Here is a 13539-nt window from a genome sequence, read left to right on the forward strand (position 1 = left end):
TCCTTTCCGTTACTTGCCCTGTTCCTGGCGCAGGAGGTATAAGAAGTATGGTGCCCCGATCCCGGCGGTCACGATTCCTGCCGGGATTTCCACTGGTGGGACGATCCCTCTTCCGATGGCATCGGCAATGAGGAGGAATAGTGCTCCTGTCACGGCGGAGAGGGGCAATACGTATTTGGCTCGACTGCCGACAAGTCGCCGAGCGACATGTGGCGCAATAAGACCGATGAACCCTATGGAACCGGCGACTGCGACCGATAAGCCTGTCAGGATCACTGCAAGCGTCAAAAGTGTATAACGCACCAGGACCGTGCGCTCTCCGAGTCCAAGGGCAATGTCATCCCCAAGATTCAAGATATCGAGCTTTGATGTAAAGATGATGAGTATCGGGATGAGCAATAAACATGGAAGCAAGATCCAAAGCTCTTCCCATCCCCTCCCCCACAAGCTTCCCGTCAGCCAAAGGAGTGTTGTATTCACATTATCAGGGAATTTGATAGTGAAGTATTGGATTCCCGCCTGACAGATTGCTCCCAACGCTACGCCTACAAGTGCAAGCGTATGGGGTTTCGCCCCCTTAGACCTTGAGAATAACATCAGAATGATGGCAATGACGGCGGCACCGGTGAACGCTGAGACGGGTAGTGCCAGCATGGATGCCCCGGGGAAGACGATCAGAACGAAGACGGCGAACAAGCCGGCCCCCTTGGTGATCCCGATGACATCCGGTGAAGCAAGGGGATTTCGCAAGATCCCCTGCAGGATTGCTCCTGCCACTGCCAGGGAAGCTCCGATGATGATGGCCATCAATCCCCTGGGTAATCTGTATTCAAACAGGATGAAGCCATTCCCGCTACCTCCTGATAAGGCAGAGATCACTTCCGCCGGAGAGATCCATACGGCTCCGATACCAAGGCTGATGATGAAGGTCCCTGTGAGGACCAAGAACAAGATTGTCAGTAGGATATAAGGATGTCTTTTTGTTTTCACTGCTTGATCCCCCTCCCTTTCCTGGCGAGATAAAGGAAGAATGGTGCCCCGATGAGCGCAGTGACGATTCCGACCGGAGACTCATATGGATAAGAGATGTATCTTGAAAGGATATCCGCATATACGAGAAGAATCGCACCGAATAGAGCCGCAAAAGGTAGCGTCCGTTGATAGTCCCCTCCAACCAGTTTCCTGGTGATATGTGGGACGATCAATCCAATGAAACCGATGGGACCCGCTACGGCAACAGAAGCTCCTGCCAGCACGATGACCAGGATGCCCGCTGATAGCCGGATCCATTTTACTTTCTCTCCAAGGCCAGTCGCCATATTCTCACCCAATACAAGGATCGAGATGGAGCGGGACAGGATGAAACTGAGTATAAGCCCCCCAGCTGCCCAAGGAACGAGGATCTTCACATGGGTCCAATCTTTGCCGCTGATGGAGCCCACAAGCCAGTACACCACATCGGTGGCCTGTTCATTCAGTACGATCGCTCCTTGTGTGAGGGAAGAGAGAAATAGGTGCACGGCCATACCGGCAAGGGCCAGCTTGACATGGGTGGTCTTTCCCCCAGTCGCAAAAAGATAAACCGTGAGTCCACCTAGTGCGGCACCCAGGAATGCCGTGTACACAGTCCACTGGGAGTTCATGCCCGGCCAGATGATCAGTGTGGTGACGATGGCTAGGGAAGCTCCGGCATTGACTCCGAATACTTGAGGCGACGCCAGGGAATTCCGTGTAATGGCCTGCATCAATGCTCCTGCAACAGCAAGACTTGCGCCAAGCAGTACCGCTAGAACCGCCCTCGGAAGTCTGAGCGTCTGTACAATGGCTGTTGTCTTCGAATCATCGGTCGCAACCAGTGATTTGATCACATCGGGAAGTGGTATCGGGGACGAACCAAGCGCGATTTGAAGAAGTATTCCAATGACCAGGATCACGATGCCGGTGACGGCCACTATATATAATTTTCTATTTTTACGCACTGCCTTGCCTGTCATCATCTACCCTCTCTCTATCAGTTCAACTATGTATAGAAATCAATAAAGAGAAGCAAGAATAGCGCTCGGCTACTCCTGCTTCCCGAATCGGATCCTTACTCCTCATTCAGTAATCGAACGGTATCCTTCCCGATGGCTTCGGCTGAAACGACACCGCGGAATCTTGTCCAAAGATCTCTGTCGACCACATAGACTTGATCATTCTTCACCGCTTTGAGATTTCTCCATAGAGGGTTATCCTTCCACTCATCAGTCAGGAGTTTCCCTTCATTGTTGGCAAGGATGAGCACGTCGGGATCTACATCTGATAGCTGTTCGAGATTCATTTCAGCATAGGCTTCGTCATCCTGGATGGCATTTTTGAAACCAAGTTTCTCCAGGAACTGGCCGTCATAAGATGCTGAGGTATGAGCTTGAAAGGACGTGTCCCTCACTACTGCAGGCATAATGGTTTTGCCTTTTTCTTCTTTCAGTTCGTCCTGAAGTTTTGCCAAGGTTTCCTTATGCTCACTCAGGCGTTCTTCAGATTGTTTCTCCTTCCCTACTGCTTTTGCAATGGTTTGGAAGGCGTCAAGATTTTCTTCATAATCCGATTCACGGCTCTTCAGTTCGATTGTGGGAGCAATTTTCTTCAAGTCTTCGTAAATCCCTTTATGCCTTTGTACATCGGCTATGATCAAATCGGGTTGAAGTGAACTGATCACTTCAAGATTCGGTTGTTGCCGAGTCCCAACGGATGTATAGTCGATTTTCTTCCCTACCAGATTTTTGATCATATCTTCTTTCTTATCATCTGCAATACCGACAGGCTCCATTCCAAGGCCATTCAACGCATCCACGAATGATAATTCGAGCGTTACGATCCGTTTAGGATTTTCAGGCACTTCCGATGTCCCAAGTTCATGTTTGATGGAAACCTTTTCTTCCGATGTTTCTGCCGATTCCTTCTTCTGTCCACAGCCGGCCATGACCAGCAACGCAGCAAGAATGACCATGACAATCCATAATGGTTTTCGCATGTCTCTTTCCTCCTGATGTCTCTTCGAGTGATAATCATTATCACCAATGTTATCTTTAAATAGGTTTAACGTCAACGGATTGCTGTAAAAACAACGATGAAAATAATGAAAACGCTAAATTTATTATATAAAAAAGTCATTCTAGATACGTAGTATGCGTGGAATGATATTAGTACGTTGCAAATTATGATTTAAATCCCACAAAAACCATTTATATCCACATTTATTCGTGATACCATTTTTCGTAAAGCAACCAGCTTGCGTGGAGTGGATCCCCATTATGGGAGGATTCTAGCTCCTCCCTTTTCTTTTACAAGGGTGATGCATCCAATAGGAAAGAGGCCACTATAATGAAGAAAATCAAAGTCATCGAATCAACCAATCTACATCTCAACGAAATGACCCACCATCATCTTGATCTCTTAGATCCTGAAGAGCGAAAAAAATTACGTGAGTATGTGATGGGGAACAAAGACTTCCACATTAGTCATGAACCGACCTTTTTCTATGAGGCGATGGACTGGGTTCACAGGCAGTGGGATCACCATGGAATCAATCAGGCGCCTGCTGGCAGCTCCACTCTCGACATACTGAAGCGTGCTGCTTTCGGTGCGTGGAATATGCTTCGGTTACCAGGGACGTGTTGATTGCTTTTGGCCATCCTGCCAGAAGTGTGAATATCCTTAGTGCCGATGCAGACTACGGCGGGGCCGGAAAGGGGCATATGGGAACAGAGGTGTGGTCAGATCACTTGGATAAGTGGGTGTTCCTGGATCCACAGTTTAATTGCTATCCGATGAAGGACGGTATCCCCCTCCATTTCACAGAACTTGTCGAGCACTATGATCACGTCCAGTTTCATCCTCCTTCAGAAGAAACTTTAAGAGAATACCCGTCCTTTGTTTCGGATTACTTTGGATACATACGCACCAATCGGAAGGAACATGGGCACACCATACGGATGACCCTTCCTTTGCAAGGACGCGAGCAGCAACTTGCATTTGAAGCCATGGAACTTGATCATGCCAGTTACACCAACAATAAAGATGACTTCTACCCTGCTCTGAATCATACAATGATCCTTTTTGAATACAAGGAAAAGAAAGATCTACCAAAGCTGATCCAGGACTATAACATTCAAACAGAAGAGGAATACGAAGCCTTCCTTCCCCTCCTATCTGCCAAGCCTGACTACCGGCTCACCTTCATCCATACGGCGGAAGCCTTCAGCCATTATGAAGTTTCCATCGATGCAGGTGACGCCATTGTTCTTTATGACAATGAGTTGGATTGGAGCCTGGTTGAAGGCATGAATCCGATCACAGCTCGTACCGTGAATGACTGCGGGGTGAAGGGTGTCCCCGTTACCATGACCATCTATTATGGAGAGTGATGACATTGATAGCCATTCAAGACCTGTATCAAACAACCGCCATCGCCTGTTTCACGGTTGATGACGAAAGAAGGCGCATCCTGTTCAGTACGAACCACGGAGGTTCCTATGATGTGTGGGAACTCTGCTTCGACTCCCTTGAGACCAACCGTCTCACATTCTTAAATCAGCATAGTTCCAGCCTCTTCACCTATGATGGGAGTGTGCTTGCAACATTCGATCGCGATGGAGATGAGCACTACCAGTGGCATCGAGTGATGGATGACGGGCAAATCATTCCTTTATCCGAGGAGGAAAACGGGTCGACGGCCTACTTTGCCAGCTTCACTTCACAAGGGCATATTTACTATTCCACCAATCATTTGAATCCGCTCATTAACGTCATGCGTTATGATGCTGTCCTTGGAACAAAGACCCTTGTGCAAAAAGGGGAGGCGGCTCCCATCGTGTGTGCAGCCGTTGCGCCGGATGAATCGTCTTATGTGTACACGGAATCCTATTCCAATACCCATGTGCCGGCCTACTGCATGGTGGACGGAGTCAGTCAGCCCATGATCCCGGATGCTATAGGTCCATACAGCACCCAGGATGTCCTATACGACGGAGGCGACCGGATCTATTTCCTGACAGACTATGGTGAGGACTTCCACTACCTTGCTTCGTATAAACCTTCTACCGGATTGTTTCAGAAGGAACTCTCGATTGAGGGCGAGAACATGAAGGGGCTCTGCAAGGTGCAGGATGAGTTGATTCTGACAACTGAGAAAGGGGTACGGGATCATTTGCACCGTTACTTCCCTGAGGAAGGAAACTGCACGAGAATCGACGCTCCCTGCGATACCTTCAATCAACTGAGGGCAACATCGGACGGCGCCCTTCTCCTTCTGGGAAGCTCTGCCCATGCCTCCGACGCCATCTATCGATTGAGTCTGGACGGACGCTGGGAGTGCCTGACTCCCTATAGGGTGAAAAACAAGCGGGTCAAACCGGTGGCTGTCGAGTACCCCTCCTTCGACGGACTGACGATTGAAGGAATCCTGTACCGCCCGGATGAGCCAAACGGGGTGACGATTCTATGGCCGCACGGTGGACCGCAGAAATCGGAGCGGTTGAAGGATCGCCCCCTCCTGCAGTACTTGGCGCTGAATGGATACACGATCTTCGCCCCCAATTTCCGCGGGAGCATCGGGTATGGGGCTTCGTTCATGAAACGGGTGGAAGGTGATTGGGGCGTCGGGCCAAGGCTTGACTGTGTAGCGGGAATGGATTGGCTGATTGCCGAGGGGCTTGCGGAGAAAGGCAGGATCGCAGTCATGGGCGGGAGCTATGGCGGTTACATGAGCCTTCTTCTGTCTGGGAGACATCCGGAGTATTTCTGTGGGACCGTTGATATCTTCGGGATATCGGATTTGATTTCCTACGTGGAGGCAGCTCCGGAGACACTAAAGCCCCTGATCGTCAATCTGGTGGGTGATCCCGTCGGGCAGCGCGAAAAGCTTGTTGCTGAGTCCCCGATCACGTATGTAGAGGATATGGCGGGTCCTATGCTCATCATACATGGCAAGAATGATGCGAGAGTGCGCCCTGAAGAATCGGAGCGGATCGTCGGACGACTACGGGAGCGCGGCATCCCCGTCCAGTATATCCTGTTGGAAGACGAGGGCCACAGCTTCTCGAAGCATGACAATGAAGTGATGGTGTACCAGGAGATCAAGCACTTCCTGGATACCCTTTTATAAAGCGATTACGGCTCGGATATCCCGTTGGCAATGAGCAGCAGATAGATCATGAAGCTGGTCACGATGATGAAGACGCCATTTGCCAGGATGCTGAACAGCTTCACGAAGCGTTGTTGCGACCTCATCCCCATGAAGAGAGCCAAGATGAAGCCCGCATCGATCAAGGAAAACAGGGTGATGGGCAACCACAGATCGGCTTTCACAAGCTTCCCGATCGGGAACACGAGAATGGAGGCCACCAGCAGGACGGCCGTCAGGGAGACTGCCTGCAGCGAACGTTTATCGAGTTTTTCATTTTCCATTTTTAGTACCTCCCAAAAATAATGGATTGGAGTGCATATGTATCATTAGCTTAGTCATTCTTACCTTGATCCTTGGTTTCGGATTCATGATTTCAGCAATCAGAGACCATTCAAAACGTGTCCAGGAAAAACAGGACCGGCAGATTGAATTGCTTCAGGAAATCACTCAATTACTTGACGACAACGAAAAAGATCGCTAACCCGCTTTTCCATAATCCCAGAAGTAAAGGGGCATGGCAAGCACCTCCCCTTTAGATGGGGTATTTCTTCTTACTAGAGGAGATGACTGAATAAAAGGAAAAGCTCAAGGCAAGCAAAAGTGCCGATAGGATCAGGAATGTTCCTTTCTCCCCCATCTCCCTGTAGAAAAGGCTGAATACGACCGGCCCTGCCCCCATGCCGATATAGCGAGTTACATTATACAGCGCCATGATGCTGCCTTTTCCTTCCTTGTAACGGGATGTCAGTAATGTGGCAAAGAGAGGGGTTGCTGCTCCCAGGCCCATTCCAAACAATATAAGAAGGAAAAGGGTGAGAGGCAGCAACCATTGATCCATTAGCGCGAAAAGGATCAAGCTCACAGAGACAGCGCCCATAACATGGGAAAAGTTCAATTTCACCTTTTTAAAAAGGTAGCTTCCTGCTACTATGCTTCCCGTTACCGGCACATAAAGAAACCCAATCCACTTCAATCCGATATGAAAACGGTCGGCGAGGAGCTCCGGGAGAAATACAAGGATCGCCATATACACTAGGAAAACCACTAGACTGAGCGAAAGGATCACAAATACGACCGGATCCCGCATTAAATCCAAATACCTTAGGGATTGGTGCAATTTTTCTTTTTTCACGGTCGTATTCCTTCGTCGTACGTTCAGGAATAAAAATAAGAGGCTTAGCCCTGCCAGGAACCAGAACACACCGTGGAACTCATATCTGGCACCGATGATTCCTCCGAGAACCGGTGCAGCCGCCGGTGCTATGGAGAGGAACATTTGATAAGTCCCCATCGCCTCCCCCTGTTTTCCTTCAGGAGTTTCACCCATGATGGTAATCACCGCGATCAACGGCAAAGATGCGGCACCAATGGCTTGTAGGCACCGAAAAAAAAGAAAAGCATAAAAACCTTGGGACAAGGCGCAGCCGAGACTCGCCAAGGCGACGAGCACGAGACTTCCTACAAGTATATGTCCTGTCTTTGTACGGTCCAAATACGGTGCCATGATCAGTTGTATAATGGCTGTAAGAATGATGAAGAGCGATACTGTGCTATTTACAGCCAGACCGTTAATGTGAAAATATTCCTTTATCGAGGGAATCAATGGGGTGTAAATATTTTGGTTAAGCGAAGCAAAGAAAGCTACTAGGGACATGAGATACAAAATTGATTGATTGCGTGAACGAGTCTTAGAGTTGGTCATGTTCATGTCTTATGCTCTCGGTCATTTTTTCCAGAAACGATGCAATGGTCCGTTGTTCCTCCACTGAAAATGCTTCGATCATATTCATGAACGCCCTTTTTTTCTCGTTGTGAAGCTTCATGTGCATGTCGTGGACTTTCCTGCCTTCGGGTGTCAGCTTATAGTAGACTTCTTTTTTGTTATCATTCAGTTTAACCGTCCTAATCAGCCCATCTTCTTGCAGTTTGCGGGTAACCTTTGTGATGTTAGCCTTGGAAATCATCATCGTTCGGGAAATCCCCTTATGATTGATGGGTTCATGGTCACCGATGCACTGAATGACGTGGATGCTCGTCATGTTACCAGGTAAAAGATCAAGTGGTTCATCTTTGTTAAGGTAGATGCCGAATAAAGATTGAATTGAATCGGCTTTCTGCTCATTCAGGTGAAGTAATTCTAGATACGATTCATAAATGATTTGTTTCATGCAACAAACTCCTTTTTGTTTACTAGTGAACAAAAACAGAATAACACGGTCACAATCCATTTGCAAATATTAGTTTACCTGTGAACTATTATACTAATCTCCATCATCTCACTAATCCTTAAGCTCACACTGTTGGCCCTTACTTCATAAAAACCATAACATCATCAAAAAATTGAACGAGAAAAGCCAACGAGACCAGTCCCGTTGGCTTTTACAATTTTATAGTGTAATGACACCTGCCATCCTCCCGATGGTGATGAAGACCGACGTCCAAAGGAGTGATCCGATGGCGACGAACAGGAAGTACTGTTTAAGATCCATCCGGGCAATCCCTGAGAAATAGCAGGTGATATGCCGTACGCCAGGAATGAAATAGCCGATGATCAAGGAATAAGATCCGTACTTCTCCATCCATTGTTCGACCTTTCGCATGCGCTTTTCTTTGAGTCCGACCCATTTCCCGTATTTATCAAGGAACGGTCGACCTGCTTTGTAACCGATGAAGTAACTGATGGTCATCCCGACAAGGGCGCCTCCAAAACTGAACAATACGGCCAGTTCATAGTTGAGGGTCCCGACATTTGTGAAATACCCGACCAGCATCATCAGGACCTCATCCGGGACAGGCAGTCCGACGATCCCCAGTGTGAGTAATAAAAAGACGGCTATATAGCCATAATTGGCGATGATTTGTTCAACTGATTCCAAGCTCATACAGCATTAAACTCCCTACGTGAATTCCAGGCAATGATGTTCCATATTCTTATACGGTTCAACACCGGCCAGAGTTTCAGTTCATGGATATTCTTTCAAAACACTCCTTCTATCATACCATAGGGAGCAGGTTTTCTATAGATTTTTCCAGAAAATCCATGTATTATTATACAAGAATAATTAATACGGAGTGATATGTATGATCATTGTTTTATCCCTGCTTCTAGGTGCCCTGTCTTATTATAGTGTCATATCATTTTTAGAAGTTAAAGAAGACATTGTCCGCAAGCCCGCTTTGGTGCAGCTGAATATTCTCATGGTTATCCCGATTGTGGCGATAGCGATCTTATCATTTGTCGTATACCATCTTCACACCCATCTCGAGGATCGCATTTCTCATGCGCTACTGGTCCTCAGCTTATGGCTGCTGTGCACCACTGCACTGTTTATTATCCGGAATGCCGGTAATCGCAGACTTTCAGTGATCATCCTCGCCTTGATCAGTATGGTTGCAGCCATTGCCATGACCCCGATCGACTTTTATAATACTGTGTTCGAGGGACCCCATTATGGACTTCCCATAGGAATCAGTATATTTTTCATCATCCTGGTTTATATAAACTGGTTTCGCATGGCCCGTTCCATTACCGCTGCAACATAAAAACGAAGCCCACGTCACCATCTGACGTGGGCTTCTTCTCTGTACCTAGGCTGACGCACTCGGCTCTTTTCTTTGCTTGTTGATCAAGACGGCGAAAAAGGCTACCATGGCCGCGCCGATTAGAATCAGGGAAAGGGTCGGGATCTGAAGCAACTTGAGGATGACGCTTGCTGCTACGATGATATACAGGAAAGCGAGCATGCGTTTCACCTTATCCGTCGCAAAGTTCTTCAGCTGGGTTGAACCGATCGGGGTTCCGATCAGTGCACCTGCGATGAGAAGCACGCCGTGGCGATAGTCCAGTGTTTCACCCGCTGCCATATAGGAACCGATCCCGGATAGGACGATGATGGAAGCCGCCGTGATGCTCGTTCCGATCGCTTTCTTCAGATCCAGCCTGATCCATTTTGACAGGAGCGGGGTCATGACGAACCCGCCGCTGACACCCATCAGGGATGAAATGACCCCTGTGATGAACCCGATCACCGGAACGGCACCCTTGCCTTTCGGTTTCGCATCCGACTTCTCTTTCCTGAAGAATTGGTAGGAGAACCAGCCAAGGATCGCGATATAGACGATGGAAATGACGAGGGATGCACCATTTGATGCTTCAAGCCATTTCACGAATGGGGCTGTGACCGTTGAACCGATCACACCTGCAATCCCGAGGATGATGGCAAGGCGTCCGTTCACATTTTTCAACCGTATATGAGAAATCGTGCCGGTCACCGTGGATCCGAGGGTCAGCATCAAGGAGAGGATGATTGCCTGACTCGGGTCATAGCCGAGAACCAGGAGCGTAGGAGTCAGGACGATTCCTCCTCCGATGCCGAAAAAACCTGACAGAATCCCGATGAACGCACCACCGATGATAAAATAAATCCATTCCATTTCTGTTCACTTCCTTCCCTTTCATTATACAGCGGGGAAGTTTATAATAGAAATGAATAATACGAATAATGATGATTACGTTTCGTAATGGAGGTGCCCTTATGCAAATCGATTGGATCCGGACGTTTGTCACCCTTGCGCAGCTTCAGCATTTCACGAAGACGAGTGAATTCCTGAATCTGTCCCAGCCGACGGTGAGCGTCCATATCAAAAAGCTCGAGCAGGCTCTCGGCGTTGCCCTCATCAGCCGCTCTTCCAATTCACCCGCCTTTCAATTGACGCCTGCTGGACAGAAAGTTTATGAGCAGGGCAAGAAGATGCTTGAGATTGCCCGCTCCATGGAACATATCCAGGAAGAAAAGGAAGAATTCCACCTGCGGATCGGGTCCACCCATACGGTAAGCGATGTTCTTCTCCCCGATTTTGTGAAACAGCTGAAGGTGATGTATCCACATGCCCATCTGCAGCTCCGGATCAACAATCATGAGACGATCGTGGAGGAATTGAATCACGGTGAGATTGATTTTGCCCTTGTGGAAGGGACGAAGGGACTCGAGCCTTTCCAGGTCGAAGTCATCGCACGGGATGAGATACGTTTCTTTGCTAGCAATCGCATGAGCCTGGAATCGTCCCCCATCATTCTGAGGGAGCTTGGTTCCGGAACGCGTGAATATGCTGATGATCTCCTGCGCTCAGAGCGGATCCAGCCTGTGGAAATCCTCGAGGCAAGCAGCCACTCCCTCATTAAGCAGCTGGCGATCCGCGGACTTGGGATTGCCTTTCTTTCCACTTCCATGGTGAAGGAGGAGCTCAGGCAAGGGAAACTTGTCCCCATTGATCCTTTTGTCGTCTACCGGCCCTTCTATTTCGTACACGCTGGAAAGTCCGGCGAGGGAAGCGTCGTGGACAACCTGATCCAACTTGTTAAAGGTTTGTCATGATGTGGAAATCCTTTCACACCGGCTGCATGTATAATGGAAGTACGACCACATGGAAAGGAGCTTGAGAGATGCGTTCATTCGATAGAAGCCAGCCCGATCTGCCAGTGTGGATCTCGGCACAGTCCAGGGAATACGAAACGGAGACCCTCCTCCAACTGCTTCAATCGATGCTGACCGATCTGGAGGAAAGTGGACGCACCCCCGTCATTCTCTGTATTGGATCTGATCGATACGTAGGCGATTCATTGGGACCACTCGTCGGAACGATGCTCACCCGGTTTTCGATTCCTTCACCTGTCTATGGAACCCTTGAAACGCCCATTCACGCTTTTAATCTTAAACCAACGTTGAAAGCCATCCAGAAAACGCACCGTAACCCATTCATCATGACGGTGGACGCGGCACTCGGGAAACAAAATGCGGTCGGTTCCATCCTTTTCAACACCGGCCCCCTCACCCCGGGGAAGGCACTCGAAAAGATGCTTCCTGAAGTCGGGGACTGTCACTTCCAGGGGATCGTGAATTCCGCCGACCCCCTTCCCTCTTCCCAGTTCCTGAATGACACCCGCCTATACACGGTGATGACGCTCGCTGAGCGAATATCCGCCATCATCCAAGAAGCCCATATACGCAAAGAAGCAGGGACCCTTTGAGATCCCTGCTTCTTTTATTAGAGAATGGCTCCTGTGATGAAACCAACGATGATAATGATGACGGAACAGAATAGCGCCCATTTGATGGCATATTTCTGAAGCTCTCCAATATCGGTTTTCACCATCCCTACGAGCAACAGCGTGGATGCCACAAGCGGACTCAGGAAATGGACCGGTTGCCCGAGGACAGACGCCCGTGCGATTTCAAGCGGGCTCACCCCATATGCCGCTCCTGCTTCTGCAAGGATTGGAAGCACCCCGAAGTAATATGCATCGTTTGATAACACAAAAGTGAACGGCATGCTCGTGATGGCTACGACGAGAGGGAAGAATTTCCCCACGGACTCAGGGATGATCGAGACGAGGGAATTCGAAATGGCATTGACCATTTCCGTACCCGAGAAGATTCCGGAGAAGATCCCAGCTGCGAATACAAGAAGCACGACGGTCATGGCATTCCCCGCATGGGAGAGGATCCGCTCCTTCTGTTCTTCAAGATTCGGATAGTTGATGACGGTGGCCAAGACGAAGCCGAGAAGGAAAAGCACCGGGATCGGCATGAGGCCCATGACCAGGATGGTCATGACCGTCACGACGAGGATCAGGTTGATCCAGCGGAGTTTGGGACGCTTGCAGCTCTCTTCCAAGGCAAATGATGCTGCGGCCTCGTTTTGGCTCAACTCCTCTGTGCTATGTTCATCAAGGGAGATGACGCCGATCCGCTCCCGTTCTTTCTTCCCAAGGAAGTATGACATCAGGAGGATCGCACCCATCCCGGACAACATCGTCGGGATCATCGGGATAAAGAATTCATTCGCATCGAGTCCCAAAGCGGCAATGGCCCGGGTCGCCGGTCCTCCCCAGGGCGTCATACCGCTCATGATGCTGACAGACATGAGCGAAATCGTGGCGAGGATCAGCGGGTTCATCCCGATGCGCAGGTACAGAGCGAGCATCGCGGAGATCGTGATCATGTGGGTAGTCGTCCCGTCCCCATCAAGGGCGACCGTCATGGCAATCACGGCCGTCCCGATGGCGATCTTGAGTGGGTCACCTTTGACGATCTTCATCATCTTCTGGATGAGGGGATCAAACAGCCCCGCATCGATCATGATCCCAAAGAACAGGATGGCGAACAATAAGAGGGCCGCTGAAGGCGCAACGGTCTTCAATCCTTCGAGCATCATATCCCCCAGTTGCAGTCCAAACCCTCCTATGATACCGAATATGACAGGCACGAGTACAAGGGAAGCCACTGGCGAAAGTTTTTTCGACATGATCAAATACGTGAAGACAACCACCATGGAAATACCTAAAAATGTAAGCATCATTTCATCCTCCTTAT

At 49.2% G+C, this 13539-nt stretch carries 15 protein-coding genes; 6 read left to right on the top strand and 9 right to left on the bottom strand.

The features are described 5' to 3' along the window. Positions 1-9: 9 nt before the first annotated feature. The 3 genes from ACNA6I_RS11940 to ACNA6I_RS11950 form a co-directional block, all read right to left on the bottom strand. Positions 10-990 (bottom strand): FecCD family ABC transporter permease, encoded by a 981-nt coding sequence (locus tag ACNA6I_RS11940; RefSeq protein ID WP_416313369.1) that lies wholly within the window; start codon positions 988-990, stop codon positions 10-12. Beyond that, a complete protein-coding gene (locus tag ACNA6I_RS11945; RefSeq protein ID WP_159644453.1) occupies positions 987-1994 on the bottom strand; it encodes a FecCD family ABC transporter permease in 1008 nt (335 codons plus the stop codon). Before ACNA6I_RS11945 ends, ACNA6I_RS11940 begins: the two co-directional genes overlap by 4 nt. 95 nt (positions 1995-2089) lie before the next feature. After that, positions 2090-3013 carry an ABC transporter substrate-binding protein gene (locus ACNA6I_RS11950; RefSeq protein WP_048015105.1) on the bottom strand — a complete coding sequence of 308 codons (924 nt, stop codon included), beginning with the start codon at positions 3011-3013 and terminating at the stop codon, positions 2090-2092. Between the two features lie 350 nt (positions 3014-3363). On the opposite strand from ACNA6I_RS11950, the gene ACNA6I_RS11955 reads away from it, so the two are divergent. The 3 genes from ACNA6I_RS11955 to ACNA6I_RS11965 are packed head-to-tail and all read left to right on the top strand — an operon-like array spanning position 3364 to position 6145. Beyond that, complete coding sequence (locus ACNA6I_RS11955) at positions 3364-3660, top strand: hypothetical protein (RefSeq protein WP_416313370.1); 297 nt, start codon at positions 3364-3366, stop codon at positions 3658-3660. A gap of 26 nt (positions 3661-3686) precedes the next feature. Next, positions 3687-4406 (top strand): hypothetical protein, encoded by a 720-nt coding sequence (locus ACNA6I_RS11960; protein WP_416313371.1) that lies wholly within the window; start codon positions 3687-3689, stop codon positions 4404-4406. After that, positions 4406-6145, top strand: a complete 1740-nt coding sequence (locus tag ACNA6I_RS11965) for a S9 family peptidase (RefSeq protein ID WP_416313761.1) — start codon at positions 4406-4408, stop codon at positions 6143-6145. Before ACNA6I_RS11960 ends, ACNA6I_RS11965 begins: the two co-directional genes overlap by 1 nt. Before the next feature lie 5 nt (positions 6146-6150). Here ACNA6I_RS11965 and ACNA6I_RS11970 read toward each other — a convergent pair whose 3' ends face one another. The 4 genes from ACNA6I_RS11970 to ACNA6I_RS11985 all read right to left on the bottom strand — a co-directional run bounded on the left by ACNA6I_RS11970 (position 6151) and on the right by ACNA6I_RS11985 (position 9042). After that, a complete protein-coding gene (locus ACNA6I_RS11970; RefSeq protein ID WP_159644459.1) occupies positions 6151-6447 on the bottom strand; it encodes a hypothetical protein in 297 nt (98 codons plus the stop codon). A 251-nt stretch (positions 6448-6698) separates the two neighbouring features. Beyond that, positions 6699-7874, bottom strand: a complete 1176-nt coding sequence (locus ACNA6I_RS11975; protein WP_148795948.1) for an MFS transporter — start codon at positions 7872-7874, stop codon at positions 6699-6701. Next, complete coding sequence (locus ACNA6I_RS11980) at positions 7855-8334, bottom strand: MarR family transcriptional regulator (RefSeq protein WP_048005173.1); 480 nt, start codon at positions 8332-8334, stop codon at positions 7855-7857. The genes ACNA6I_RS11975 and ACNA6I_RS11980 overlap by 20 nt, the downstream gene beginning before the upstream one ends. Positions 8335-8553: 219 nt before the next feature. Next, positions 8554-9042, bottom strand: a complete 489-nt coding sequence (locus ACNA6I_RS11985; protein ID WP_318550309.1) for a DedA family protein — start codon at positions 9040-9042, stop codon at positions 8554-8556. A gap of 205 nt (positions 9043-9247) precedes the next feature. On the opposite strand from ACNA6I_RS11985, the gene ACNA6I_RS11990 reads away from it, so the two are divergent. Beyond that, entirely contained in the window at positions 9248-9709 is a 462-nt protein-coding gene (locus ACNA6I_RS11990; RefSeq protein ID WP_053072431.1) for a hypothetical protein, read from the top strand. A gap of 45 nt (positions 9710-9754) precedes the next feature. On the opposite strand, the gene ACNA6I_RS11995 is transcribed toward ACNA6I_RS11990, so the two are convergent. After that, on the bottom strand, positions 9755-10600 hold the full coding sequence (locus tag ACNA6I_RS11995) for a sulfite exporter TauE/SafE family protein (RefSeq protein WP_048005174.1): 846 nt from the start codon (positions 10598-10600) through the stop codon (positions 9755-9757). Between the two features lie 101 nt (positions 10601-10701). Between ACNA6I_RS11995 and ACNA6I_RS12000 the strand changes: the two genes are divergently transcribed. Next, positions 10702-11541, top strand: a complete 840-nt coding sequence (locus ACNA6I_RS12000; protein WP_063190778.1) for a LysR family transcriptional regulator — start codon at positions 10702-10704, stop codon at positions 11539-11541. 68 nt (positions 11542-11609) lie between these two features. Continuing rightward, entirely contained in the window at positions 11610-12194 is a 585-nt protein-coding gene (yyaC, locus tag ACNA6I_RS12005) for a spore protease YyaC (protein WP_148795950.1), read from the top strand. A 17-nt stretch (positions 12195-12211) separates the two neighbouring features. On the opposite strand, the gene ACNA6I_RS12010 is transcribed toward yyaC, so the two are convergent. Then, on the bottom strand, positions 12212-13522 hold the full coding sequence (locus tag ACNA6I_RS12010; RefSeq protein ID WP_148985310.1) for a CitMHS family transporter: 1311 nt from the start codon (positions 13520-13522) through the stop codon (positions 12212-12214). Positions 13523-13539 lie beyond the last annotated feature (17 nt).

Source organism: Rossellomorea sp. FS2 (genome assembly GCF_047915635.1).
Classification (GTDB): domain Bacteria; phylum Bacillota; class Bacilli; order Bacillales; family Bacillaceae_B; genus Rossellomorea; species Rossellomorea marisflavi_A.